Origin of the sequence: Bradyrhizobium shewense, assembly GCF_900094605.1 — a bacterium.
Classification (GTDB): Bacteria; Pseudomonadota; Alphaproteobacteria; order Rhizobiales; family Xanthobacteraceae; genus Bradyrhizobium; species Bradyrhizobium shewense.
The window spans coordinates 119551-146001 of record NZ_FMAI01000012.1 but is presented as its reverse complement, the minus strand read 5'-3'; the positions used below and the strand labels follow the sequence as shown (position 1 = coordinate 146001).

At 65.5% G+C, this 26451-nt stretch carries 18 protein-coding genes and 2 pseudogenes; 5 read left to right on the top strand and 15 right to left on the bottom strand.

Annotated elements, in window-relative coordinates; genetic code table 11:
* The first annotated feature begins 131 nt into the window (after nucleotides 1-131).
* Nucleotides 132-2714 carry an EAL domain-containing protein gene (locus GA0061098_RS23095; protein WP_091961557.1) on the top strand — a complete coding sequence of 861 codons (2583 nt, stop codon included), beginning with the start codon at nucleotides 132-134 and terminating at the stop codon, nucleotides 2712-2714.
* A 78-nt stretch (nucleotides 2715-2792) separates the two neighbouring features.
* On the opposite strand, the gene GA0061098_RS23090 is transcribed toward GA0061098_RS23095, so the two are convergent.
* The 11 genes and pseudogenes from GA0061098_RS23090 to GA0061098_RS23040 all read right to left on the bottom strand — a co-directional run bounded on the left by GA0061098_RS23090 (nucleotide 2793) and on the right by GA0061098_RS23040 (nucleotide 13783).
* Entirely contained in the window at nucleotides 2793-3746 is a 954-nt protein-coding gene (locus GA0061098_RS23090; protein WP_091961554.1) for an MBL fold metallo-hydrolase, read from the bottom strand.
* Nucleotides 3747-3845: 99 nt separating this feature from the next.
* The gene (locus tag GA0061098_RS23085; RefSeq protein WP_091961551.1) at nucleotides 3846-4799 is read right to left on the bottom strand and encodes an MBL fold metallo-hydrolase; all 954 of its coding nucleotides are present in this window, start codon (nucleotides 4797-4799) and stop codon (nucleotides 3846-3848) included.
* Nucleotides 4800-4837: 38 nt separating this feature from the next.
* The gene (locus tag GA0061098_RS23080; protein WP_091961548.1) at nucleotides 4838-6682 is read right to left on the bottom strand and encodes an MFS transporter; all 1845 of its coding nucleotides are present in this window, start codon (nucleotides 6680-6682) and stop codon (nucleotides 4838-4840) included.
* A complete protein-coding gene (locus GA0061098_RS23075) occupies nucleotides 6679-7704 on the bottom strand; it encodes an HlyD family secretion protein (protein WP_091961902.1) in 1026 nt (341 codons plus the stop codon). The genes GA0061098_RS23080 and GA0061098_RS23075 overlap by 4 nt, the downstream gene beginning before the upstream one ends.
* Nucleotides 7705-7758: 54 nt before the next feature.
* The gene (locus GA0061098_RS23070) at nucleotides 7759-8541 is read right to left on the bottom strand and encodes a 3-hydroxybutyrate dehydrogenase (protein WP_091961545.1); all 783 of its coding nucleotides are present in this window, start codon (nucleotides 8539-8541) and stop codon (nucleotides 7759-7761) included.
* A gap of 96 nt (nucleotides 8542-8637) precedes the next feature.
* Complete coding sequence (locus GA0061098_RS23065) at nucleotides 8638-9810, bottom strand: DUF3734 domain-containing protein (protein ID WP_091961899.1); 1173 nt, start codon at nucleotides 9808-9810, stop codon at nucleotides 8638-8640.
* Between the two features lie 32 nt (nucleotides 9811-9842).
* Nucleotides 9843-10634, bottom strand: coding sequence for an acetoacetate decarboxylase (locus GA0061098_RS23060; protein WP_091961543.1), 792 nt, complete (start codon nucleotides 10632-10634; stop codon nucleotides 9843-9845).
* A 75-nt stretch (nucleotides 10635-10709) separates the two neighbouring features.
* Nucleotides 10710-11927: an NAD(P)/FAD-dependent oxidoreductase gene (locus GA0061098_RS23055; RefSeq protein WP_091961541.1), complete on the bottom strand. Its 1218-nt coding sequence runs from the start codon at nucleotides 11925-11927 to the stop codon at nucleotides 10710-10712.
* A gap of 123 nt (nucleotides 11928-12050) precedes the next feature.
* Nucleotides 12051-12371 (bottom strand): hypothetical protein, encoded by a 321-nt coding sequence (locus GA0061098_RS23050; RefSeq protein WP_091961538.1) that lies wholly within the window; start codon nucleotides 12369-12371, stop codon nucleotides 12051-12053.
* Nucleotides 12372-12468: 97 nt separating this feature from the next.
* Nucleotides 12469-12797: pseudogene (locus GA0061098_RS23045) on the bottom strand (helix-turn-helix transcriptional regulator); the annotation flags it as partial.
* Nucleotides 12798-12824: 27 nt separating this feature from the next.
* Nucleotides 12825-13783: pseudogene (locus tag GA0061098_RS23040) on the bottom strand (helix-turn-helix transcriptional regulator).
* Between the two features lie 403 nt (nucleotides 13784-14186).
* On the opposite strand from GA0061098_RS23040, the gene GA0061098_RS23035 reads away from it, so the two are divergent.
* On the top strand, nucleotides 14187-15119 hold the full coding sequence (locus GA0061098_RS23035; protein ID WP_091961535.1) for a helix-turn-helix domain-containing protein: 933 nt from the start codon (nucleotides 14187-14189) through the stop codon (nucleotides 15117-15119).
* Nucleotides 15120-15141: 22 nt separating this feature from the next.
* Here GA0061098_RS23035 and GA0061098_RS23030 read toward each other — a convergent pair whose 3' ends face one another.
* Complete coding sequence (locus GA0061098_RS23030; RefSeq protein ID WP_091961895.1) at nucleotides 15142-16059, bottom strand: catalase; 918 nt, start codon at nucleotides 16057-16059, stop codon at nucleotides 15142-15144.
* Nucleotides 16060-16355: 296 nt separating this feature from the next.
* On the opposite strand from GA0061098_RS23030, the gene GA0061098_RS47450 reads away from it, so the two are divergent.
* Entirely contained in the window at nucleotides 16356-16667 is a 312-nt protein-coding gene (locus tag GA0061098_RS47450) for a hypothetical protein (protein WP_430649273.1), read from the top strand.
* Here the strand turns inward: GA0061098_RS47450 and GA0061098_RS23020 are convergent.
* The 3 genes from GA0061098_RS23020 to GA0061098_RS23010 all read right to left on the bottom strand — a co-directional run bounded on the left by GA0061098_RS23020 (nucleotide 16664) and on the right by GA0061098_RS23010 (nucleotide 21206).
* On the bottom strand, nucleotides 16664-20035 hold the full coding sequence (locus tag GA0061098_RS23020; RefSeq protein WP_091961531.1) for an adenylate/guanylate cyclase domain-containing protein: 3372 nt from the start codon (nucleotides 20033-20035) through the stop codon (nucleotides 16664-16666). The genes GA0061098_RS47450 and GA0061098_RS23020 overlap by 4 nt on opposite strands.
* A 43-nt stretch (nucleotides 20036-20078) precedes the next feature.
* Nucleotides 20079-20477 carry a YybH family protein gene (locus tag GA0061098_RS23015; protein ID WP_091961891.1) on the bottom strand — a complete coding sequence of 133 codons (399 nt, stop codon included), beginning with the start codon at nucleotides 20475-20477 and terminating at the stop codon, nucleotides 20079-20081.
* A 117-nt stretch (nucleotides 20478-20594) separates the two neighbouring features.
* On the bottom strand, nucleotides 20595-21206 hold the full coding sequence (locus GA0061098_RS23010) for a TetR/AcrR family transcriptional regulator (RefSeq protein WP_091961528.1): 612 nt from the start codon (nucleotides 21204-21206) through the stop codon (nucleotides 20595-20597).
* Between the two features lie 128 nt (nucleotides 21207-21334).
* Between GA0061098_RS23010 and GA0061098_RS23005 the strand changes: the two genes are divergently transcribed.
* Nucleotides 21335-22564, top strand: coding sequence for a cytochrome P450 (locus GA0061098_RS23005; protein ID WP_091961525.1), 1230 nt, complete (start codon nucleotides 21335-21337; stop codon nucleotides 22562-22564).
* Between the two features lie 142 nt (nucleotides 22565-22706).
* Entirely contained in the window at nucleotides 22707-26318 is a 3612-nt protein-coding gene (locus tag GA0061098_RS23000; RefSeq protein ID WP_091961522.1) for an AsmA family protein, read from the top strand.
* Nucleotides 26319-26451 lie beyond the last annotated feature (133 nt).

Genomic DNA, 26451 nt, shown 5'->3' with positions numbered 1-26451 from the left:
CGTTTTCGCCGGTCGTTAAGTATGTCGCGTCTTGGCCCCGAGGCGATGGCGCGGCAAAAACGTCTTGGACACCATCGGAGCGTTAGCGTCGGACCGCTTGCCGTATTTTCCCGATATCGCCGGGTCAAACGATGTCCGCCTTCGATTGTCTCACTGAAATTCCGGACGTGCTGCGAGCCGCGCTCGAACGCGCCGACGATGGCGTCGTCATCGTCGATCACGCCCATCGCATCACCCATTTCAACGCCGCGGCGGAGCGCATCTGGAAGCTGGCGAGCTTCGACGTGCTCGGTCGCGATGCCGAAATTCTCGCCCTCAAGGGCCTTCAGGCCGATCCGGTGGCCGATCTCCGGGACGAGATCAGTCTCGTGCGCCGTGACGGCAGCCGCATCAGAACGGCTATCGCGCTGTCTTCCGTGAAAATCGGCGGCGCCAATCATTACATCGTGTTTGCGCGTGACGTCACCATCGAAGCCGAGCGCCGCGTCAGGATCGGGCTTCTCCACGCCGTCTCCGACCAGACCAACCGGGCGGTGATCATCAGCGACACCGAGCAGAACATAGTCTACGTCAATTCCGCCTTCACGACGCTGTTCGGCTACACCAACGCAGAGGCCGAGGGTCGCCGCGCAGGCGAGCTGATTGCCGGCCGGCACACCGATCGCAAGGCCATCGCGAAGCTCATCAAGCGCCTGATGCATGGCGGTCGCCGCGGCGAAGCCGAGGTGCTGGTCTACGACAAGGACGGCGAGGAGATCTGGGTCTGCGCCCGGATCGATGCCTTCCGCGACACGAAGGGCCGGGTCAAGCACATCTTCGCGCTGCTCGAGGACATCACCGAGACCAAGCAGCTGCGCTCGCTGCAGCAGCTCATCATGGGCGCGCTCGCCGACGAGGTGCCGATCGGCGAGATCGCCGACAGGCTGTGCCGTCGCGTCGAGGAGATCGCGCCCCACGTGGTCTGCTCGTTGCTTCATGTCGATGCCGCGGGCCTGATCCATCCGCTCGGCGGCCCGAGCCTGCCCGATGATTATTCCCGCGCGCTGGACGGCGTGGCCATCGGCCCCGATGTCGGCTCCTGCGGCACCGCCGCCTTCTACGGCGAACCGGTGCTGGCGACCGATCTGGAGACTGATTCGCGCTGGCAGCCCTACAAGGCCATGCCGCTCGCGATCGGCCTGCGCGCCTGCTGGTCGACGCCGGTCAAGGCCAAGGACGGCCGGGTCATCGCGACCTTTGCTTTCTACTATCGGGAGCCCCGCGCGCCCAGCAATTGGCACCGGCGTATCGTCGAGGCCTGCGTCAATCTCGGCGCCTTCGCGATCGAGCGCAAGGAAGCGCGCGCCGAGATCGCGCGGCTCGCCTATCACGACATCCTCACCGGCCTGCCGAACCGCGCGCAGCTGCGGCACCTGATCACCACGGCGATTGATGCCTGCCCGACCGGCAGCCATGTCGCGCTGGCCTTCCTCGACGTCGATCATTTCAAGGACGTCAACGACACGCTCGGCCACGCCGCCGGCGACGAGCTCCTGATCCAGCTCGCCCAGCGCCTGCGCGAGCAGATTGGCCCCGAGGACATGCTGGGACGGCTCGGCGGCGACGAGTTCGTCATCCTGCTGCCGCAACGCAACGCCGAGAGCGCCGCGCGCGTCGCGGCCGACATCACGGAGGCGCTGGCTGCACCCTTGAAGCTTGGATCGAAGCTGATGCCGATGTCGGCCAGCATCGGCATCAGCCTCTATCCCGACCATGCCACCGACATCGACACCCTGATGCAGCAGGCCGATGCCGCCATGTACATGGCCAAGCAGGCGGGCCGCTCGACCTATCGTATCTTCAGCGCCGAGATGAACGGGCTCACCGAGCAGCGGCTGGCGCTGATTGCGGCGCTCCGCCGTGCCATCGCCGAAGGCGCGCTGACCCTCAGCTACCAGCCGCAGATCCGCAGCTGCGACGGCGCCATCCACGGCGTCGAGGCGCTGTCGCGCTGGCGTGATGCCGTGCTCGGCGACGTCTCGCCGGCAAAGTTCATCCCGCTCGCCGAGGAGTGCGGCCTGATCGAGAAGATCGGCCTGTGGTCGGTACGCGAGGCCTGCCGGCAGATGGCGAGCTGGCGCCGCGCCGGGCTCAACATCCCTTGCGTGTCGGTCAACCTGTCGCCGATCAATTTCCGCAACGTCACGCTGGCGGCGCGGCTCAAGGACATCCTCGCCGAATACGATCTGCCGGCGGACGCCTTGATGCTGGAGATCACCGAAGGCACATTCATGCAGGACGGCGTCGCCGCGCTCGAGACCATGAACGCGATTCGCGAGCTCGGCGTCGGGCTCTCGGTGGACGATTTCGGCACCGGCTATTCCAGCATCAGCCGTCTCGCGCATCTGCCGATCCGCGAATTGAAGATCGACCGCAGTTTCATGCGCGACATCGAAAAGGACGCGGCCGCGCTTGCGATCGCCACCGCCGTGGTGCGCGTCGGTCAGGGCCTCGGCATGACCGTCGTCGCCGAGGGCGTCGAGACCGAAGGCCAGCGCAAGACCCTGGCCGAGCTCGGCTGCGACGTCGTGCAAGGCTTCCTCTACGCACCCGCACTTCCCCCCGTCGCCTTCGAGCGCTGGCTGATCGAGCACTGCGCCGAGCAGGCGAGGGCGATGCAGGGGCGGCTGGATGTTGGGCCGGCAGGCAGCGACGCCGTGAGGCGGTCGGCTTAGAGGCAGGTTCGAACACAGGGGGCGAACTCACGCATGCGGTGAGTACGCACCCCGGTTCGGCTCTAACCCGACGAGCGGTCAGTAGTCCCAGAAGGCCGGCACCCAGCGAAAGTGGTCGCCGTCGACCGCCACCCGGCCGGTGGACGGGAACGGCATGTGCGTGGCGACGAGGAGCTCTCCGTTCGCTGCCAGCTCGCGCAGAAGACGGACACGGACGCGGGCCGCCTCTTCGGGATCGTGCTCGAAGCCGTTGTGCCAGTCGGGGTGGTGGAACCCGACAGTGAACACGGCGTCGCCGGCGAATGTCAGCCGATCGCCGCCGGATGCCAGGCGGACCACGCTGTGCCCGGGGGTGTGGCCGCCGGTGCGGGTGACCACCACTCCCGGCGCGACCTCGTGCTCGTCCTCGAAGGTACGCAGCTGGTTGTGGTATTCTTTCGCGAACCGCTTGGCGGTCGCCCGAAGCGCGTCCGGGAATCCCGGCGGCATCGAGACGTGGGAGAAATCGGGCGCCTCCCAGAACGCGACCTCGGCAGCTGCCACATGGATGCGCAGGTCGGGGCGCAGCCGCTCCTTCACTTCGTCGACGAGCAGCCCGCCAATGTGGTCCATGTGCATGTGCGTCAGCACCACGTCGGTCACGGACTCAAGGTCGATACCGGCGGCTTCCAGTCGCTTGCTCAACTGGCCGGCCCGCGGCAGGTGCAAGTCCGGGTCGGATCCCAGTCCGGCGTCGACGAGGATGGTCTGGTCGCCGCTATGCACCACGACCACGTTCAGCGCCCAATCGAACGCATCCGGCGGCAGGAACATGTCCTTCAGCCACGCCGCGCGGACGGCCGGGTCGGCGTTGTGGGCCAGCATCGCGCCTGGCAGCGTCAGTACGCCGTCGCTGATCACCATCACGTCGATCTCGCCGATCTTCAGCGCGTAGCGCGAAGGAACCAGCTCTTGGGGCCCCGGCCCGCCGGGGCGTGTGGTGTTGTGCAGGTTCATGTTCGTCTCCTGAGTGTTGCGGATCGTCTGGTTCATCTTGAAAGCTCCTTCGTTCTGTCTTGACGCAGTTCTGTAAGAGACCGCGCGTCGCCGGTCGGCAGTGCGACTAATGGTGATGAGGTGTCCAACACGCGGTCAGTAGTCCCACCAGGTCGGTACCCAACGAAACAGGTCGCCTGCGGCCGCGACCCGGCCGATCGACGGGAACGGCATGTGCGTGGCGACCAGCCACGCGCCCGTCTCCACCAGCTCGCGCATGAGCCGGATCCGGACGCGGGTCGCCTCCTCGGGATCGTGCTCGAAGCCGTTGTGCCATTCGGGGTGATCAAACGAGACCGGGAATATGGCATCGCCGGCGAACATCAGCCGATCGCCGCCGGATGCCAGGCGGACCACGCTGTGCCCGGGCGTGTGACCGCCGGTGCGACTGACGACCACGCCCGGCGCCACCTCGTGCTGCTCCTCGAAAATGCGCAGCTGGTTGCGGTATTCGTCCAGGAATTGCCTGGATGCTCCCCGAGCCAGGTCAGCGAGCGCCGGCGGCATGGCGGTGCGGGAGAAATCGGGCGCTCCCCAGAACTTGACCTCGGCCGCAGCCACGTGAATCCGCAGGTCCGGACGTAGCCGCTCCTTCACCCCGTCGACGAGCAGTCCGCCAACATGGTCGAAGTGCATGTGGGTCAGCACCACGTCGGTCACCGATCCAAGATCGATGCCGGCAGCATCGAGTCGCGAGCCTAGCTGCCCGGCGCGCGGAAAGTCCGGGTACTCCACACCGAGCCCGCTGTCGATGAGGATGGTCTGGTCGCCGCTGCGCACCACGACCTCGTTCAGCGCCCAATCGAACGCGTCCCGCGACAGGAACATGTCGTCCAGCCAGGCCCCTCGGACGGCTGGATCTGCGTTGGTGGCCATCGACTCCGCGGGCGGTGTCAGCACGCCATCGCTGATCACCATCACGTCGATCTCGCCGACGCGCAGCGCATAACGCGACGGAACCAGTTCGTCGGACCGCGCTCTGTCGAAATGTGTGGCGTCGTGCACGTTCATGCTCGTCTCCTTCTGAGCGTGAGAGATCATTTGATTCATCTTTCAAGGCTCCTCTGTTCGCATTGATGATCGGATGTTCAGAGACTGGTGGCGCGCTCCGGGGCGGCCAAGGCGAGCGCTCGACCCTCAGGGAGATCGGTTCGGCTGATGCCGATTTCCTGCTTCGTCGTCTCGGCGATATTCGCTCCGATCATTCTCCGTGCGCTGCCTGGGCATGGTGATGGTTTACCGGATCGGATTTGCCGCTGCGCCAGAGCGATTGCCGTCGCTGTAGAGCAATTGCTGCCAATGCATGCGCTTGTGCACTCGACGGAGATCGCGATGCCAGTGCTCTGCGACTCTCCGGTCCGGCGTGACTGCGCAGCGCGCATTTGGGCGTATCGGTGCAGTCCCAGCTTGACGGTGACCAGCACCGGCACCGCGAAGACAAAGAGCAGGGCAACGGCATTGAACGCCGTGTCGAAGGCGACCACTGTCGACTGGCCGATGAGGACGCGGTCCAGCAGGCTCGTCGCAGCGCGGCCGGCCAGCGCGTCCATTCCCCTCGCGGCGAGCATTGCGGCGGTCGAGGTCAGCCGCTCGCTGACTGCGGGCACGCCGGCGGTTAGGTTGGCGCCGAGCACCGTCAAATTGCCGGCGGTGTGGTGCTCGATCAAGGTCTCCAGGCCAGCGACGCCGATGAGGCCGCCGAGCTGCCTGCTCGTGTTGAAGAGGCCGATGCCGAAGGCGCGGTTGCGTTCGTTGAGGTTGCCGAAGGCGATCAGGGTGATCGACAGGAACAGGAAGCCAAGGCCGAGGCCACGCAAGAGGATGGCGGCCATCATGTCATGGGCACCGCTTTCGCTGGTCGAACCGGACAACATCCACATCGCAACCGTGATCATCAGGATGCCAAAGGGGACCGTGGCGACGGGGGGAACGCGACGGACCTGCATGAGGAAGGCGGCCACCAGCAACGTGGCGACGAAGAACGCGCCGCTCGGCAGCAAGAGAAGACCGGCGTCGGTCGGCCTGAACGCCAGAACCGACACGGCAAAGGACGGGATCAGGAACGCGCTGCCGAACAACGCGGCGCCCGCAACGAAGCTGACCACAAAGGCGAAGCAAAAATCCTCGCACTCGAACAAGGAGAAGTCGAGCAGGCCCTCGCCCCTGGCCAGCACCTGCCTGCCGAGGAAGGCCAGCAACGCGGCCGTCCCGCTCACAGTGAGCCAGAGGATGCCGGGCTCCTCGAACCAGGCCCATCGGCTGCCCTGGTTGAGGACGTAGGAGAAGCAGATGAGCGCGACCGAGATCAGCCCCAGGCCGACCCAGTCGAGCGGGCGGCGCTGTCGCGTGATGGGCTTCGGGTCATCCGCGATCAACAGCAGACCGGCAGCCGCCAGCGCCAAGGGAACGACGCTGAAGAAGATCCACGCCCAGGACCGGCTGTCGATCAACCAGCCTTGCAAAGCCGGGGCGAGCGTTGCGGGAGCGACCACCGATCCCATCGCAAACACGGCCTGGAGGATCGGCTGGCGGGATCGCGGATAGGCGTGAAAGAGCGTCACTTGACCCGCGACGAGCAGGATGCCGCCAGCGAGGCCCTGAATCATGCGGAGCACGATCAGCAGATCGAGTCGCGCCGTCACGATCGTCAAGCCGCACGCGGCGCCCATCACCAGGGTCGAGCCGATGATCAGGCGGCGAGAATCGACACGGTGCACCAGCAAGGGCGCGGTCATGAACCCGATCAGCTTCAAGGCGATGTATCCGACGTCGAGCCAGGCGAACTCGTCGGGCGTGACGTGGACGTCGCCGATGATGTAGCCGCGCCCGAGCGACAGAACCGTGCTTGCGATCGCCTCCGTCAGCGTGGCCAGCACGATGCCCGCCACGAACAGGGCCCCCCCGCGCGGCGCGGTGGCGACGGTCGCCGTCATGAGCCGCTCCCTTGATCGACCTCGACGCGCGCCGACAGGCCTGGTACCAGCCGGCCGGGCAGCCGATTGCTGGTGAAGCGGATCTTCACGGGGACGCGTTGAACGACCCGAACGAAGTTACCTGTCGCGTTGTCCGCGGGGAGCATGCTGAAGGCGGATCCGCTGCCTGGCGCAAAGCTGTCCACCACGCCGTCAAGCGTTGTGTGGCTGTAACCGTCGACGGTGACGCGCGCGCGCTGGCCCGGCCGGATGTGCTCGACCTGGGTCTCCTTGAAATTCGCCACGACCCACACATCCTTGACCGGGACGATATCGAGCAGGGAGGTGCCCGGCGCGACCAGGCGGCCGATGCGGACCTGGCGGTTGCCGATGACGCCCTCGACCGGTGCACGGACGACGGTGTTGTCGAGATCGATTTGCGCGAGATCGCGTGCGGCCTGTGCCTGCGCCACCGCGGCCACGGCAGCTTCGCGCTGGCTGGCGAGGACGGCGATGCGCTGCCGCTGGGCTTCGATCGTTGCCTCCGCCGCGGAGACCGCCGCCTCGGCTTTCGACAGCGCCGCGTCGCTTTCATCGACCTGGGCCTGGCTGACGGCATTGGTGCGGATCAGTTCGCGGCGACGGTCTGACGCCTTGCGCGCCAGATTCCTCTCGGCCACGCTCGCAAGCCCTTGAGCTTCGGCCTGCCGGATCAGGGCATGCTGAAGCTGTATCTCGGCGTCGACATTGGTCAGGCGGGCCCGTGCGGCTTCGAGATTGGCGACCGCCTGGGCGAGCCGCGCGCGATGGTCCCGGTCGTCGATTCGGAACAGGACGTCACCCGCCCGCACAGCCTGGTTGTCCTGCACCTCCACTGCCGTGACGTAACCCGCAACCTTTGGCGCGAGCGAGGTGACGTCGCCGCGAATATAGGCGTTGTCGGTCGAAGTCTCGCCGGATTGAGCATAGGTAAATCCCGCGGCGACGACCGCGACGGAGGTGAAGCACAGCGACAGGCCGATCACCCTTTTGTTCAGATGCATCACGACAGCCTCCTGCAACGGTTATGGTCACTGTGTCCGCGTTCGTGCGCCCGGTTACTGCGCGGTCCACCCGCCATCGACCGAGATCGCGGTCCCGGTGATCTGGTCCGCCGCGGCCGAGCACAGGAAGGCGACCGTGCCGCCCAGTTGCGCGGGAGAGACGAAGTCGAGCGACGGCTGCTTTTCCGCCAATAGCTCGTGCGTCGCCTGCTTCTGGCTGATGTGCTTGTCGGTGGCGATATCGCTGATCTGTTTTTCGACCAGCGGCGTGCGCACCCAGCCGGGGCAAACCGCGTTGCAGGTGACGCCGCTGCCGGCGGTCTCGAGACCGACCACCTTGGTGAGGCCGACCAACCCGTGCTTGGCCGCGACATAGGCGGCCTTGTGCGTCGAGGCGACGAGGCCATGCGTGGAGGCGATGTTGACGATCCGTCCCCAGTGCTGCCGCTTCATCTGCGGCACTGCGATAGCGATGCTGTGGAATGCCGCCGACAGGTTGATGTCGATGATGGCCTGCCACTTGGCCGGCGGGAATTCGTCGACCGGTGCCGTGAACTGGATGCCGGCGTTGTTGACGAGGATATCGAGGCGCCCGAACTTCTCGATCGTTGCCCCGATCAGGCCGCGCACGGCTTCGCTCTTCGACATGTCGGCACCGTCATAGACCACGCGCACGCCATGCTCCCGCTCGACGCTGCTGCGGATCGTCTCGATCTCGCCTGCCTCGCCAAAACCGTTCAACACGATGTCGGAGCCGAGGCGCGCGAGCTCTTTCGCGATCCCGAGCCCGATGCCGCTGGTCGATCCGGTGACGATGGCGATCTTGCCCTTCAACATGGAATGTCCTTTCTGTAATCGTTGTCGTTTGCGCTCGTTCATGCCTGTCCCGATGCGGACATGGCATTCTTCCGGGCCGGTGGCGCTGCTGCCTGCTCAGTCGTGGCGATGGATGTCGTGGGTTACGATGCCGAGCTCGGGTGGCGGCGGGTCGAGACGACGCCGGTCGGACAGCGTGCGGCGGATGTCCTCCAGCCCGCTCTGCCAATGCCTGCGCATCGCGCTCAGCCCGAACTCGTAGTCTCTCGAGTGGCCCTCGTTGAGCTTGGTCTGATAGATCAGGTGGACGATGTTGTGGGAGCGATGGCGAGCCATATCTGCGATGGTTCTGATTTCCGGTTCCTGCTTCGCCGCCTCCGGCAATTTATCGATTGTCCGCTGGAGCGCCTGGCGCATCTTCTGCATTTGCAGCACCTGGTCGGTGACGGCGCGGGTGCGGCTCGAGTACTGGATGTCTTTCTGACGACTCGACACTTCCATCATGTCGTAGGGAACGCGCCCCTTGGCCGACCAGAGGTCGATCTGGAACGTCAGCGAGTCGCGTGCGTCGCCGGAGAGCACGCGCGACAACGGCGTGTTGGAGACGACACCACCGTCCCAGTAATGCTCGCCCTCGATTTCGACGGCGGGAAATCCCGGCGGCAGTGCGCCGGACGCCATGAAATGCTTCGGCCCCAGCCGGCGCTCGGCGGTGTCGAAATAGGTCAGGTTGCCGGTGCGGACGTTGACCGCGCCGACGCTGACGCGCACGTCGCCCGAGTTCAACCGGTCGAAATCGACGAGCCGCTCCAGGGTCGCGTGCAACGGTGCCGTGTCGTAGAAGCTGGTCGCCGCATCGCCCGCGAATGGCGACCAGAGCGGCGACGGGAAGCGCGGCTTGAAGAAGCCGGGCTGGCCCTGCATCAGGGCGCGCATCGCCGCCAGGGCGTTCCGCACCGAGCTGATGTCGAATGCAAAGGGCAGGGCATTGGCCAGCCCCTCACCGGCAGGCCACTCGATCGAGGAGGCGCAAATGGTCTCCCAGAACTCGCGCAGCCGCTCCACGCGCTCGGCCTCGGGCGAGCCCGCGATGATGGCAGCGTTGAGCGCACCGATCGAAATGCCGGCAAGCCAGTTCGGCCGGATGCCTGCCTCATGCAGGCCTTCGTAGACCCCGGCCTGATAGGCGCCGAGGGCACCGCCGCCCTGAAGGACCAGCGCGACGACATCGTAAGGCAGCGAATCGATCTGCTGCGCAGGATTGATGGGCTCCCGCATCACATTCAACATTGCCAGTACTCCCTGCATTGCGGCCGAGCCGGTCATCCGGCGATCAAGATTTCGGAAGTCGATGCGCGCCGTTGTTCGGATGTGCGCGGCGACAGATAGTCGTGCACGACGGTTCCGAGCCCGAGAGTGAGATCGGCGACGACATGCTTGGCCGACAACACTTGCAGCACCGGCAACTCGGCGACGGGTGCAAGTGCATGCGAGCAGAGGTCGAGCGCCGCCGGCCCGGTCCACGCGCCCTTCACCGTGATGTCCTCGCAATGGAAGCGCACCAGCTCGCAGATGCGCGCCGTACCGTCGACATGCGGGATGACCTTGAGCAGGAAATTCGGGGCGGCGAGTTTCTTCGCTTCGGCAGCGGCATCGAGGGCGCGATGCTTATAGCCCATGGTGCCGGTGGCGATGCGGACCGAGCCGTAGTTCAGGGTGCCGACGAGCGTGTCGATCTCGACCGCCAGCTTCGGCTGCGCCAGCTTCTTGGGGAAGCCCCACAATTCGCGCCCGCCAGCGATCGGCGGATGATCGTTCAGGAACATCTGGTGGACGAAGCTTCCGGCCTGACCCTGGTAATTCACCGGGACGACCTGGCCGCTTTCGGTGTAGTCGCCGAAGCCGGTCGAGTCGGGCATGCGAATGAACTCGTAGTTCACGACGGGGTCGGTGATCACGAGCGGCTCGGGCACGATCCGGCGTAGCGCTTCGGGATCGGTCCGGTACTGGATGATGAAATATTCGCGGTCGACGAAGCGGTAGGGCCCGGGTGGAAAGGCGGGGTTGGTCAGCGGCATGGCGAATGCGCTGGTGCGCACGGTCTCGTGTTTCATTGTGGTCGAGCTCCAGAGTATCCAGGGGGAGGCTGCGCCTCGGCGACGATGCGCAGCCCGTTTCGTGTGAAGGGACTAGAGGAAGCCGGTCACGTCGGTCACATGCTCCGGATCGGCGGAGGCGAGCGCGGCGGCGCGCTCGGCCTTGGGCGGATAGATCCAGACGGTGTTGATCTCCCGCTTGGTCTTCTTGGCGACCTCGCCGACCATTGTCACCTCGCGCTGCCAGCCGCGCGTGAACAGCGCGCCGGCTCCACCGAGGTCGAGGCAGGTGACGTAGCCCTTCTGGTGATAGGGCCTGGTCGCGAGACCGAGCAGTTCGGCTGCGGCATTATTGCCGGCGAAGGCGCCCATGCGCGTGGCGTGCTGGCACGACATCAGCGCGTAATTGCCCTCGTCATCGCAGGCCGCACGCGCCGCGTCGCCGGCGGCGAAGACGCCCTGAACGCCTGTCACCTGCAGGCAGCGGTCGACAAGCAACCGGCCGAAACTGTCGCGCTCGGCGGGAATCTGCGTCGTCAACGGCGCGGCGCGAATGCCCGCGGCCCAGATCACGGTCTCGGTCTCGATGTGCTCGCCGCTGGACAGGGTGACGCCGGATTTGTCGAGCGAGGCGACCCCTGCACCGAGGCGGGCTTCCACGCCAAGCTTGCCAAGGGCTTCCTCGATGATGGGCCGGGGACCTGCGCCCATGTCGGGCGCGATCGACGTGTTGCGTTCGACGATGATGACGCGGGGCCTGGCGTTCGCGCCCAGGATGTCGCGAAGCCGCCCCGACATTTCGGTGGCCGCCTCGATGCCGGTGAAGCCGCCGCCGCAGACGACGACCGTGTCGCGCCCGTTCGTGGCCGGCCGCTTGGCGAGGCCATGCAGATGCTTGTCCAGCGCGATCGCATCCGCGAGCGAATCGACGCTGAAGCCGTGCTCGCCAAGACCCGGAATGTTCGGGCGAAACAGCCGGCTGCCGGTGGTCACGACGAGGCGGTCGTAAGAGAGCGTCTTTTTCGTGCCCTTCGCCGTGGCGATCTTCACCATGCTGGATTTGGTGTCGACCGTCTCGGCAATGCCTTGCACATAGCTGACGTCGATGGCCTCGAGCACGTCGAGCAGGGGCGCCGTCAGGGTCTCCGGCTTTCGTTCATAGAGCCGAGGGCGAACCACGAGCGTCGGCTCGGGGGCAACCAGCGCGATCTCGAGCTGGTCTGGCGAGACGCCCTGGATCTCGCGCAGGCGGGCTGCGGAAAGGGCGGCGTACATGCCGGCGAAGCCGGCGCCGATGATGACTAGTCGCATGAGTTTACTCCTTGATCTCTGCGTTTCGATCTCTGCGTTTCGAAAGTCCGTGCGCGCGCCGTCGCTGCTCCGCTTGAGGCAGCGTCCGGTGATGGCACGAAGGGTTGAAGTGAACCGTCGGTGTTAAGGCGCGGCGCAGCGCGACAGCGGCGAACTCGACGGCCAGCCTTGGTGCAACGAACTTTGGCGTAACCAACCTTGACGAAAGACGACCGGCTGAGTCGTCCTCGGGCCCCAGTCCTGGTAGGGAAGACCGGAGCCATCCCGGGTCATGTTGGACACCAGCGGGTAGGTCGGATGCATGGCTTGCGCCGGAATCTCGACCTGCTCGCCCGTCGCCGACGTGAAGCGAACGGCCAGCGAGAGTCCGTACAAGGTTGCGGTTGCAAGGCCTCGGCGTCGCGAAGCGATCACCCGCCGGCTGATGAAGTTTTTCCAGGTCATCTTCGGTCTCCGTCGATTGGTCTGGCACGGTGATGGTCTAGCGGATCGAATCTGCCGCTGCGCCAGAGCGATTGCCGTGGTTGCATCGCGATTGCTGCTAACGCTTGTGCCTGCGCCAGTCGCTCGGGCTCTCGCCGGTCAGATTTTTGAAGGCGACTGCGAACGCCGTTTGCGAGGAATAGCCAAGCGCAGCTGCGATCGAAACGATCGAATCGTCGGAGTCGCGTAGCAGCTTCATGGCTTGCTCGAACCGGTGCCGGCGCAGCCAGGCACGCGACGAAAGCCCGGTGCTTTTCTTGAACGCGCGGCAGAAATGGAAGCGCAGCAGGCCGGCATCCGACGCCAGCGCGGGAGTGAGAGGTCCGTCTCGACTTCGGACCGCAGGCGCTGGACCGCGCGGTTCAGTGTCGTCGCTGACAACCTGCCGATGACGGACCGGATCGGCGGGGCTCGTTAGCGCGCGTGCCGCCTGCGCCAGTCGCTCGGCGTCTCGCCGGTCAGCTTCCTGAAGGCTGCTGCGAACGCCGTCTGCGACGAATAGCCCAGCGCCGCAGCGATCGAGACGACCGCTTCGTCGCTGTCGCGCAGCATGCTCATGGCCTGCTCGAGCCGGTGTTGGCGCAGCCAGGAGTGCGGGGAAAGGCCGGTGCTTTCCTTGAGGCGCGGCAGAAGTGAAAGCGCGATAGTCCGGCATCGGAAGCCAGCGCATCGAGCGAGACGTCCGCATCGCTGTCCGAGCGCAACCGTTCGATCGCACGGAGCAGGATCTTCGGCGACAGCCCGCCCATGGTCGGCTGGAGCATGGTTGGCGAACCTGTGTGCGCAACCAGCAAGCGCGTGGCCAGAAGATCTGTCAGTTGATGCCGGAACAGCGTATCCAGGGCTTCATTGCCTCCCAGCGCATCTGCCGCGCTTAGGAGCAGCCGAGACGTAATGGGGTCTGGATGCGCTGTCCGCTCCAGCAGGTCGTCCGTTCCCGTGATCTCGGCTTCGCGAGCAACGCGCTTCAACGTTGCATCAGGAAGATACAGTTGAACCACATCGACGGGCTTCGGAATGTCCCATCGGGAGCTTGATCCTTCCGGAATGACGATCACGACCCCGCGACGAAACGTACCGATCGCAACCGATTTTCCCGTCCGCCGCTCCATGCGTTGCATCACGCCGTTGTAGGCCATGATCACGTGGTGGCTCATGGGCTCGACGACGTCGTGCAACGGATCATGTTGCCAATGGGCGATCCCGGCACCGGAGGACTCCAATGCCATGCGAAGTGGTTCGGTCCCGAGCACGCGCGCCATCTCCGCCTCAGCGCGTCGCTCAGAATTCGAGCGATCGTCCGGCTGTGAGCCCGGCGCGGGTGGCAAGCCCTTGTGCGAGGGATTGCGCATGAGTGCAGTGCTCCCGGTCATTGGGTGGCTCCTCCTGATCAGCTCAAGCTTTCGATCAGCTGTCCGTATTTGTACGGGTCGGGGCGTGTTCTATGCGCTGCGAAGGTTCAGCGTATTTCCTGAAGCGGTGATGCTTTGTCCGATCCTGCTCCAAGGCGGCGCGCGCTTTCACAAACGCACGATGGGCCGGCGATGCGCTTACCGAGGCACTGAACCGGGATTGCGCGAGAGGTATCAAAACCCGTTGAAATTGCTCGTGAAAGACGGTCTGAGGCAATAAATGCGGCGGGCCGTCACACGGCTGTCGCTCCGAGCCGCTGGTCTGGACCGTCGCTTGGCGATGTCGGATAATCGGGGGTGATTTGGCGATGGCGCCGCGCTCCCAAGTCTCCTCTCATACGAGATCACGCCCGAGATTCCCGCCATGACACAGGCAGCTGCCTTCGCGCAGAAGGTCGAACGATTTCTGCATTTGAAAGATGCGCCGCCCACGCTGGTCACGCGTTCGCTGCGCAGCGCCGAGCTCGCCGTCACCGAAACCCGGGATGACCATCCCATGCCGCGTCTTTCCGATTCGATGCCCTCGGAGGACGCCTATCTCGTCAGCCTCAAATTTCGCGATTTCGCCGAGTGCGAGTGCTGGGAGCGCGGTCGTTGCGTAACCAAGAGCGATATCCGCGCCGGCGCCACCTATCTGTACGACCTGAAACGCGATCCGTGCTACGTGATCGACAAGCCTTTCCATTCTCTGTTCTTCCATCTGCCCCGTTCGGTGTTGGACGACATGGCGAGGCAAGGCGGCGCGCCACGGATCGGCGAACTCGCCTACCAGCCCGGCGTCGGCCATGACGATATGACGATCCGCCATCTCGGCGCATCGTTCCTGGCGGCATTGCGCCAGCCTGATGAGGCCAACCAGCTCTTCATCGACCACATGATGCTCGCGCTCGCCGCGCATGTTGCGACGACCTACGGCGGATTGCGGTGCGCCGCCGAGCCGGCGCGCGGCGGCCTTGCCCCATGGCAGATCAAGCGGGCTTGCGAGAAGCTGGAATCCGATCTCCGTGGAAAGCTTTCACTGGACAAGATCGCAGCCGAGTTCGATCTCTCCGTCAGTCATTTTTCGCGTGCATTTCGCGTCTCCACCGGCCTGCCGCCGCACCAATGGCTGCTGCGCCAGCGCGTGGACACGGCCAAGCAATTGATGACGGTGCGCGACCTGTCGCTGGCGGAGATTGCGATATCGGCCGGGTTCGCCAATCAAAGCCACTTCACCCGGGTATTTTCCTCTGTGGTCGGCATCAGCCCGGGAATGTGGCGCCGCGAGGCGCAGGGCGTGCCGGAAAGCGAAACGTGATCGGGCTCAAGACGCCTTCCGCTCAACGGCGCCTTGCCTGAGAGATGGCATAGGCGGCGCGACGCGCTGCAAACATCTCGTCCGGCGGGTGGCCGATACCTTCGGCCAGATTGAACGCGGAGCCGTCGCACGCCTCGTTTGATTCTGTGCCCGTGATCACGATCGTTCCGAGGCGTACCGCTTCGCGCGCATCCTCATCGGGCCAACGGTTGGTCACGTCCATGACGGGGTCGCCGGGCTGGTCCAGCAGCGCCAGCACGCTGAACCTGACATCGCGTGCCCTGATCCGGGCTTCCAGCTCGCCGCGCAGAAAGCCGGTGAACTCGGCTGTTGCCGCATCCTCGGGCGGCCTGCCTTCCTCGCCGACCGGCGCGACCTTGAATTTGATGAACCGTGTCTCGCCCTTTGCGTTCGTCGCGGGAAAGGCGTGCACGCCCCAATAGGTCGTGCACGCAAGGCTTGCGGGCGGCGGATGCACGGCAAGGTAGCTTGCCTGGTGCAGCGTTTCGGGATTGGCGGCGGAGAATGCCTCGACCTGCGCCATGTCCTGCTTGCCGTCCGGTCCCGGCATGCGCGCCTGGAGGAATGCCAGCATCTGGTCGAGTGTTCTGGCGAAATGAACCGGCGCGCTCTGGGTGAATATCGCGGAGCGCTGCCCCTCGCTGCCGAGCCGGAAGCTGAAGCCCCGCAGCGAGCACCTGCCAGTGACCACCGCATCCGGCGTGCAGCCGTCCGCCGAGAACCGCGCAAGCACCCGGGACGGCTTGGTGAAACTGCGGGATTTGGTGATCTCCTTGGCCTGATGCGACGGGGAGTAGGTGCCGCGAACGCATTGGCCCCAGGAAAAGCTCGCCCGCGCCTTTGGCGGAAGCCCGGCAACCGCCTTCAGGGCATCGACAATAGACGTTGGCGTCGCAGCGCCGCTGGGGAACTGAGGCAGGACGAAACCCTGGGTTCGAACGATGGCACTCGTTTGTGGCGCAGGGCGGATCGAGCTTCTTTCCCAAAGCGGGCGGGCCTTGTCCGATCCTGCGACAAATCTCGCGACTCGCTTGCTCGGGGCCACCGCGATCTATGAAGACGCCCCCGTGTCCGACGCCAGCCCCGTCCTCCGCCGCAAATCCGTGATCGCGCGCAAGAAGCTATCCGCCGGCGTCGTCTCGGGCGGCGCTTCTCGGCGCGCGCGACGAACAGGATCATCTCCATGTGCAGGAGCGGCGAACGGGCGAGGGGATCTTGCCGCGTGCGGTCCATCGCCTTCAGCGCCGCGATGAAGTCGTCGAGATTGTCGTGCTGGGCGAGGATGTCGAGGTTGCGCCGGATCGACTGCGTTACATGGTCCTCGAGCATGGCGATGATCAGCTCGTCCTTGCTCTTGAAGTTCGAATAGAACGCGCCGCGGGTGAAGCCGGCGCCTGCCGCTCGTCAGCAGAGGAAGCGGAGGCTTTACCAACAGCCGCCCTGCAGATCATATTCATCTCTGCCGTTCGGCACAGGCATCACGTACTGCGGCTGCTATATCGCGTCACCGAACGAAACAAGCACTAAAGCTTAGCCAGTTCTGCGGTGAGTGTCTTGGCGGCAAGGAGGTCGGACGTTTCGAAGCCTTCCGTAAACCATCCGTACGTTGAGGCAAGGAGAGCCCGCGCTTCGACAAGCCTGCCTTCGTCGCGCCAAAGCCGAGCCAGACTCATGGCCGCGCGCAGCTCGAACGACCGCGCGCTTTGCCTGCGTGCGACATCAAGTGCAGTTTGCAAATAAGCCTCGACCTCATCGGCTGGAGCTCCACGAATGCGCCGCAGTTCGCCACCGATGCATGCAATCTCTGCCTCCCAGATATGTTCGTCGTGGCACGCGGCGAGATCCTTTGCCTCTGCCAGCGCAGTAAGCCCTTTCTCGCCGTCACCGAGTTGCAAACAGGTTGATGCCAACATGCACAAGTACCGGACCTGGTACCAACTGGCTCCGAGCCCGCCGCGATCGTTCAACCCTCGGCGCATGAGCGCCAAGCCACCCTCCGCGTCGCCTTCCTGCGCCATGGCCCACCCCCGAAGGATGAGGCCGCTCAGCCGCCAGTAGTTCAAGCTGTGCTGATCGGCGAGGTCGACGATGGCGTCTGCGTGCGCACGCGCGGCCGCCACGTCCCCCATCAGCTCCGCAGGTCCCGCTCCGCCATAGACCGCGACGTGGGCGGTAAGGTTCGTCTGGTTCAGCTCCGCAGCGTACTCAAACGCCGCACGGCTTGTTCTCAGGGCCTGATCGGGGTAGCCGAGGATCCAAAGCACGATCGCCATGTAGGGCAGCGCGGAGGCCTTCGGGTCATGGACATAGTGCACAGGCGCTGGCCGATGGGCGTCCGGGTCATAGCGGCTTAAGATCGTCTCGAACTCGGCGCGGGCCGTCAGAAAGTCACCGGCGTGCATGGCTGTGAGAGCCGCCAAACGATGCGCGCCCAATTCCAGTGCCATGTCCTTGGTGCGCTCGGCGGCGAGGCGAGCCTCGGCAGCCAGGCTCTGCATGGCTCCGTAGTCGCCTCTCACGAAATGGAAAATATACTTGCCGCTAAGCGTAGCGAACAAAGCATTCGTGTCATCGAGTTCGTAACAGAGCGCATGAGCCCTGCTGAAGGCCGTGCCAAGCTGGGGGGCCGTGTAGCCATGAATGGCGATCAGCGGACCTCCAATTGCCGTCTGGAGCGCGAGTTCATGGCGATCCCGCTCCGGCCCTTCCGGACAGGCCTTGAGTGCCTCCAGCCCTCTTGAGAGATGAGTGATCGCTTCGAGATTGGCCGAACGCCCCGCGGCGTTCCGGCCGGCCTGCAGCCAATAGCCGACCGCGTTGGCCGCCAGCCCGGCCTCTGCGAGATGCAAGGCTATCGTCTCCGGCTCCATCTCCGCACGGGCAGGATAATGTTCTTTGAGAGCTGCGGCGATACGCGTGTGGATCTGCTGTCGCTTGCTCTTCAAGAGGCTCTCATGCGCGATGTCCTGGACCAGCGCATGCTTGAAGCTGTAGCCGATATCCGGAGGCACTCCACGTCGGAAGATGAGTTCCGCGTCCAGGAGCTCATTGATCGCGAGCTGGAGGGCATCTTCACCGAGCGGCGTTATTGCTTTCAAAAGGTTATGTCCAAACTCACGCCCAATGCAGGCCGCGATCTGCGCGACCTCCTTGACGGGTGCCAACCGGTCAAGACGAGCCATCAACGAATCCTGTAGCGTTGTCGGAATCGCCAGCGGGGGCAACGGGCCTATCAGCTCATAGCGGCTCCCCCGATCCCTGAGCAGCCCGGATTCGAGGACGGTCTTGGTGAGCTCCTCGACGAACAAGGGCACACCGTCCGTCTTGGCCAGGATCTGATCGAGCACCTCCTGCGGAAGCAGTTTGCCGCCGGTGATCCGGTCGACCACGGCAGTACCTTGCCTGCGCCCCAGCCGGCTCAAAAAGAGTGCCGCCACGTGTCCATGCGCCGTCCAGCGCGGGACGAATTCCGGTCGGAAAGTAACGATCATCAGGATCGAGTGCCGCTGCACCTCGTCAACAGCCCGATCAATGAGTTCGAGCGTGGTGGGATCGGCCCAGTGGACGTCCTCGTAAATGGCAAGAACCGGTTGCTTTGCCGCCAAGCCCTTTATCTGCTCCAACAGAGCCTGGAACGTTCGCTCCTTCTTTTGGTGTGGACTAAGCTCCAGCGGAGAGTAGCGCTCGCCCGTCGGGATGGCCAACAGGTCCGCGAGAACCGGCGCGCTCGCACGCACGTCGTCTGTCGCAAGTGTGAGCATCGCCTCGAGGTTATCGAGCTGTTCTTTGGAAGGGTCCTCTCGCCGTATTCTCGCTGCACGTTCAAGGAGCCCAACGATCGGATAAAGGGCGCTGTTGGTATGGAATGGCGAACAGAAATGGCTCAGCCGTGTGTGCGGCACGCCTGCGAGCCGGTCGCGCAGCGCGCGCACTAGGTGGGATTTGCCGATGCCGGGTTCGCCGCCGAGCAGGACGATCTGTCCCTCTCGCCCGTTCGCCTGTTCCCAGCGGTCCAACAGAAGTGCGAGTTCCTGGTCGCGCCCGACCAGCGCGGTCGTCGACATCCCGTGCTGGGCGTCAAATCGACTCTCGGCCGCGCCCTCACCCATGACGAGCCACGCCTGCACCGGTCCAGGGAAACCCTTGAGAGGCACCGTCCCCAGGTCGTGGTATATGAAGGCGTCTCCGATAAGGCGGCGCGTTGAATCGGCGATGACAACGCCGCCGGGTTCGGCGAGCCCTTGCAGGCGGGCGGCCAGATTTGGTGTCTCTCCAATGACCGACCGCTCGCGCGCTTCTCCCTCGCCAATCAGTTCGCCGACGACAACGAGACCCGTTGCGATGCCAACGCGAGCGGCGAGTGCCGCACCAGTCGGCTCGGTAAGGGCCGCGACCGCCTTGGATATCCGAAGCCCGGCGCGAACTGCACGCTCCGCCTCATCTTCATGCGCCCGCGGCCAGCCGAAGTAAGCGAGAACGCCGTCGCCCAGGAACTTGGCAACGTGGCCCTCGAACCGGGTGATCTCGCTCGCCACGGTGTTGTGGTAGGCCTGTATCAGATCTCTCAACTCCTCAGGGTCACGTCCCGAGGAGAGCGCAGTCGAGCCGACCAGATCGACAAACATGACCGTGAGCTGCCGCCGGTCTGCTTCCGACGGCAGTGGAAATTTTGGCTGTCCCGCCGAGGCACGAACCTCCACAGGTGTGGGACCGCTCGACAGAGCGAGAGCGTGAATCGCCTTCAGCACCGTCTTGCGCGGGCCGAGTGGCAAGCCAAGTTCCCGCAGGTCATCCTCGGTCAGCTCTGGCAGGACCTCAGGCGTGACTTCCGCATCGTGGAAGGCCTGGGCGTAGCGCTCCAGCCCAAGACCATGAAGCCATTCCGCGATGTTCACGCGACGCCTCCTCGCCTGGTGTCCGGTGAGGCGTACGGCCGGCTTAGTTGAAGGTGTGCAACCTCAGCTTCAGCGAACCGTCCGCCTGACGCTCAAACACGTGCGTAGCAATCCCGCCGGCAGCTTGGCGGGACCCATCCGCTCCCTTGCCGTTGGCGCTCCATCTCGCCGTGCCGTAGACGACCTTCTCGTCTCCACCCGCATCTATGATCGTCAGGTTGTGATTGACGAATCCGCTCGAAAAAAGCCCAGCGAAGAAATTCTCGATCTCTGCCGGACCCGAAATGATTTGATGGGTCGGAGGCAGCACTTTGGCATTCGAAACATAGGCTCTCGCGACTGCTTTTGCGTCAGCTTTGTTGAATGCCGAATCCCAGGCGGCATAAGCCGCGGTAATCTCGGCTCTGACGTCGAAGCTCGTTGAGGGGGCCAAGTTCGTCATGATTCCCTCCCTCAGGGTTAGCCCTGGTGACCGCCGGATCATACTCCAACTGAGCCGTGGGGAAATCCCGGAATGTGGGGAACCAGCGGCGTATGAGCACACACGCCCCAGTAGCTTTCACTCCGACGCCAGGCCCGTCCTCCGCCGCAAATCCGTGATCGCGCGCAAGAAGCTATCCGCTGGCGTCGTCTCGGGATCGATCAGCCGGTGTAGCCGAAAGCCGTCTTCCAGCGCCAGTACGACGGAGGCAATCCAGGGCGGGTTCAGATTGCCGCCGCTCGCCTTGCTCTTCAACGTGGCCTCGACGATGTCGGCCACCAGCTTGCGCCGGGCGCGCAGGCGCTTGGCGAGCTCGGGACGGCGCTTCTCGGCGCGCGCGACAAACAGGATCATCTCGATGTGCAGAAGCGGCGAACGGGCGAGGGGATCTTGCCGCGAGCGGTCCATCGCCTTCAACGCCGCGATGAAGTCGTCGAGATTGTGGTGCTGGGCGAGGATGTCGAGGTTGCGCCGGATCGACTGCTCGACATGGTCCTCGAGCATGGCGATGATCAGCTCGTCCTTGCTCTTGAAGTTGGAATAGAACGCGCCGCGGGTGAAGCCCGCCGCCGCCGCGATCGCCTCGATGCTGGCGCCGCCGATGCCGTCCTGCTCGAACACGCGCGCGGCCGCCTCGAACAATTTGTCGCGCGTATCGTCCCTGGTCGGCCTGGTTCTCACCCTTGACATCGGACGAGGTTAGGGCAGAATGCAACTCGATACAACAATGTATCGAGTTGATAATTCAGGGATGGTTACGCCGGGCAGTGGGGCTCCGATCGGCGTATTCGTGTCATCGGCAACCGATTGAGGTCACCATGAACGAGCACGTGCAAGGCGCAGGCGGACCGCTGTTCAACCCGCTCTCGCCGGACTTCATCCGCGATCCCTATCCGCACTATGAACGGCTGCGCACGAACGATCCGATCCACGTGACGCCGTTCGGCCAGTTCGTCACCAGTCGCCACGCCGACGTCAGCCTCGTGATGCGCGACAAGCGCTTCGGCAAGGATTTCGTCGAGCGCTCCAAGCGCCGATATAGCGCCGCCATCATGGACGAGCCGGTGTTCCGCAGCATGAGCCATTGGATGCTGCAGGCCGATCCGCCCGACCACACCCGCCTGCGCGGCCTCGTGGTGAAGGCTTTCACCGCCCGCCGCGTCGAGGACATGCGGCCGCGCATCCAGGAGATCGTCGACCAGGCTATCGATGCCGTGATCGACCGCGGCCACATGGACCTGATCGAGGATTTCGCCTTCCGCCTGCCCGTGACCATCATCTGCGAGATGCTCGGCATCCCCGAGGACCATCGCGAGGTCTTCTACAAGAGCTCGCGTGACGGCGGGCGGCTGCTCGACCCTGTGCCCCTCACTGCCGAGGAAGTCAAGAAGGGCAACGAGGGCAACCTGATGGCGCAGATGTATTTCCAGCAGCTGTTCGAGCTGCGCCGCAAAAATCCCGGGGATGATCTCACCACCCAGCTCGTGCAGGCCGAGGAGGACGGCAACAAGCTCACCAACGAGGAGCTGACCGCCAACATCATCCTCTTGTTCGGCGCCGGCCACGAGACCACCGTCAATCTCATCGGCAACGGCCTGCTCGCGCTCCACCGCAATCCGGACCAGCTTGCGCTGCTCAAGGCGCGCCCCGAGCTGATGGCAGGCGCGATCGAGGAATTTTTGCGCTACGATTCCTCGGTGCAGATGACCGGACGCGTCGCGCTGGAGGAGATCGAGGATCTCGGCGGCAAGAGGATCCCCAAGGGCGAGACCGTGCTGTGCCTGCTCGGCTCCGCCAACCGCGATCCCGCGGTCTATCCTGATCGGCCCGACCGGCTCGATGTCACCCGCCAGAACGTGAAACCGTTGTCGTTCGGCGGCGGCATCCATTTCTGCCTGGGTGCCCAATTGGCGCGCATCGAGGCCGAGATCGCCATTGCCACGCTGCTGCGGCGGCTACCCGATTTGCGCATCGACGACGTCGAAAACCCCGAATGGCGGCCGACCTTCGTGCTACGCGGCCTGAAGCGGCTACCGGCGAGCTGGTGAGGCGCCCCGGCGTTAACCTCCGCGCGCAACAGTCGCTGTGACTTCGCCACACTTCCCCCTATATAAGGGGCTGTTCCGGCACGCCTGAAGTCCACTAAGGCCAGGGTTTGGTCCGGATGCCGGTTTGGCCGAGGGGAGACCCGTGCAGACGACGCTGCTCGGATTGGCGATTGCCTTCATTATTGCGCTGCTGGCCGCGCTGATCGGGCCTTACTACGTCGACTGGAACCAGTTCAGGCCCCAGTTCGAGGCGGAGGCTGGCAAGATCATCGGCGTGCCGGTGCGGGTCGCGGGCGAGCTCGACGCGCGGCTGCTGCCGGCGCCGACGCTGCGGCTGCGCCAGGTCACCTTCGGCGGCAATAACGATCTCGGCCGCCTGCGCGCCGACAAGCTCGACGTCGAGTTCAGCCTGGGCTCATTGATGCGCGGCGAATGGCGCGCCACCGAGCTTTCGGTGGGCGGCATGGCGGTCGATCTCGGCCTCGATGCCCGGGGGCGGGTCGATTTGCCCTCCACCGCGAGCGGCACCTTCAATCTGGCCTCCCTCGCCATCGAGCGGCTGAATCTCACCGGCCGCATTGCGCTCCACGATGCCGCCAGCCGCTCGACGCTGGAGCTGAACGACATCGCCTTCGCCGGCGACGTCCGCTCACTCGCGGGCTCGGTGCGCGGCGACGGAAGATTCACCGCCGGCGGGGTGCGCTATCCGTTCCGCGTCTCCTCCGGGCCGAGCGCCGACGGCAGCGCCACCCGTCTCCACCTCAACATCGATCCCGGCGAGCGCGCCATCCTCGCCGATCTCGAAGGCGTGCTCGCCTTCGACAACCGCTTGCCGAAATTCGACGGCGCGCTGACGCTGGCCGTGCCGGCGGTCAAGAAGGCGGGTGAGGCGGGTCCGACGCCGTGGAAGCTCACGACCAAGCTTAGGGCGGATCCGGCCGGCGCGAAGTTCGAGCAGATCGACGCGAACTTCGGCGCTGAAGACAATGCGCTGAAGCTCGGCGGCGTCGGCGACCTCAAATTCGGCGCCTCGCCGCTGCTGCGCGCGGTGCTGTCGGCGCGCCAGGTCGATGCCGACAAGCTCGCGGGCAAGGACGATGCCGAGCCGCTCCGCATCCTGCCGGCGCTGCGCGCGGGGTTAGCTGCAATTCCGCAGGCGCCAATCCCGGCGCAGATCGAGTTCAACTCCGACCAGATCATGCTCGGCGGCCGCCCGCTGCAGAACATCGCGGCCGAGCTTCAGACCGATGGAAGGTCCTGGACCTTCCAGCGGCTCGAGCTGCGCGCGCCCGGCATGACGCAGCTCTCGCTCAACGGTGCAGCTCCGGGCGCCGACAGCTTCAGCGGCCGTCTCAGCATCGAATCCTCCGATCCTGACGCGCTGGTGGCCTGGCTGCAGGGCCGCAGCGAGATCAACCGCCGCAGCACGCGGCCGCTGCGCCTTGCCGGCAACGTGACCATCGCCGCCAACCATCTCGCCATCGACAGGCTGAAGGCCGACATCGAAGGCGGCGCCGTCGAGGGCCGCATCGCCTTCGTGCAAACAGGCGCGAGCAAGGGCTCGCGGATCGACGCCGAGCTGAAGGCCGACCGGCTCGACCTCGATGCCGCCGCAAGCTTCGCGCGCGCGCTCGCGGGGCCGCAAGGCGAATGGCCGGAAGAGGCAAAACTCTCGCTCGATATCGGCCGCGCGATCTCCGCCGGCCAGGAGCTGCGGCCATTCGGGGCAAAGCTCGGTTACGGCCCGGCATCGCTGTCGCTGGAGCAGCTGCGCTTCGGCCAGGCCAGCGGCGTGACCACGGAGGCGAGCGGCAGCTTCGACCGCGCCAAAGCCACCGGCAAGCTCGCGCTGAAATCGTCGGCCAATTCGCTGCGCGAACTCACCGCGCTGATCGAGCCGTTTGCGCCGGCCGTGCGCGCGCGCTTCGATGCCATGCCGTCACTACCAGGCGCGACCCGCCTCAAGCTCGATCTCAGTCTCGACAGGAATGCCGAGCATGCCGATCGCGGCAATGCCCGCGCCGTGCTCGATCTCGACGCGCCGCAGCTCAAGGCCACCGCGACGCTGGCTGCGCAGACGCCGGTGGCGGCGGTCAACGGTATCGACATCGACAAATTGCGCAACAGCGACTTCACGCTGGACTCGAAGGTATCGACGCCGCAGGCCGGCGCGCTGCTGGTGCTGCTCGGGCTCGATCGCGTGGTGGCTGCAGGCGAGGGCGCTTCGCAATTCGAAGGCAAGCTGACCGGAGCGTGGCGGCGGCCGCTGCAATTGAACGCCAAGCTCAGCGGCGGCGGGCTGGACGCCGATGCGCAGGGCAGCGTCGAATTGTCGGAGCCGAGAGCCAGCGTGAACCTGCGCGTGCGCAGCGCCAATCTGGCGCCGCTGTTCGGGACCAGCCCCGCCGACAAATCGATGCAGGCCGTCAGCCTGTCCTCCCGCCTCACGCTCTCCGGCAACCGCCTGACCTTCGACGATCTCGACGGCAATGCGGCCGGCTCGCATTTGCGCGGTCATCTGGCGCTAAGGCTCGATCAGGAAAAGAGCGTCGACGGCGAAGTCGGCCTCGATACGCTCGATCTGGCGCCGGCGCTGGCGATGGCGATCGGCGCGACGGGACATGAGTCCGGCGAGCCGCTGAGTGCGGGGTTGTTGGGCGGCTGGCGCGGCCGCATCGCTTTCCAGGCGCTGCGCGGGATGTTGCCCGGTGGCATCGAGCTGCGCCCGTTCGGCGGCACGCTTCGAAGCGACGGTCAGTCGCTCGCGCTCGATGCACTGAAGGGCGGCCTCAGTGGCGGCGAGATGTCGGCGAGCTTCGACGCACGCAACGGCGCGAATGGTCTTGCGCTGAACGCGCGCATCGATCTCAGCAATGTCGATGCGGCGACGCTGCGCTATCGCGATCTCGCGCTGCCGAAGGGGCGCGCCACGGTGCAGATGGCGCTGACCAGCCAGGGCCGCAGCGTCGCGGCACTCACCGGCGCGCTCGCCGGCAACGGCACGGTGACGCTGGACTCCGCGGAAATCGGCGGCCTCAATCCGCGCGCCTTCGAGATCGCGATCCGCGCCAGCGACGGCGGCCAGGTCGCCGACGACAACCGCCTGCGCCAGCTGGTCGAGCCCGCGCTTGCCGCCGCGCCGATCGCGGTGGCCTCGGCGCAGATCCCGTTCACGATCCGCGACGGACGCTTGCGCGTCGGCGCGACGCCGCTGGAAGCGAAGAACGCCCGCGCCATCGTCTCCGGCGGCTACGACATCCCCGCCGACCAGGCCGACATCCGCGCCAGCCTGACGCCGATCATGACCGGCCTCTCCGGCGCCCCACCGGAGATCCAGCTGTTCGCGGCGGGCCCTCCCGACCGGCTGAGCCGCACCATCGATCTTGCGCCGCTGTCGTCGTGGCTGGCGGTGCGCACGATCGACCGCGAGACGCGCCGGCTCGACGCCATCGAGCGCGGCGAGCCGCCGCCGGCGACCGCGGCGCTGCCGACGCTGGTGTCTCCGGATGCAGCGCCCGAGCAGGCGCCGGTTAACGTGCCGCTACCGGGCCAGGATCCGCGCCGCGCGCCGCCAAAGCCGAAAGCCGCGCCGTTGCCAAAGGCCCCGCAGGCCGCGCCTGCCGCGCCAAGCCCGCCGCTCGCCCAACAGCTTGCGCCGCTGCCGCCGGCCATCGACGTGAAGCCTGCCCCGGGTCCGCCGCCCGCCAAGCCCAAGCCGAAGCCGCCGCTGGTCCTGACGCCGCAGAATCCGTAAGGGCGACTTGGTTCAGCGAGATGAACCCACGGGCTCGGAGCAACCTCTCCCGCTTGCGGAAGAGGGAGCGCACCTCCCGGGCAGCACCTTCCGCACCCGTAAACCGATTCCCTCGCATTTGAATGAATTTTGC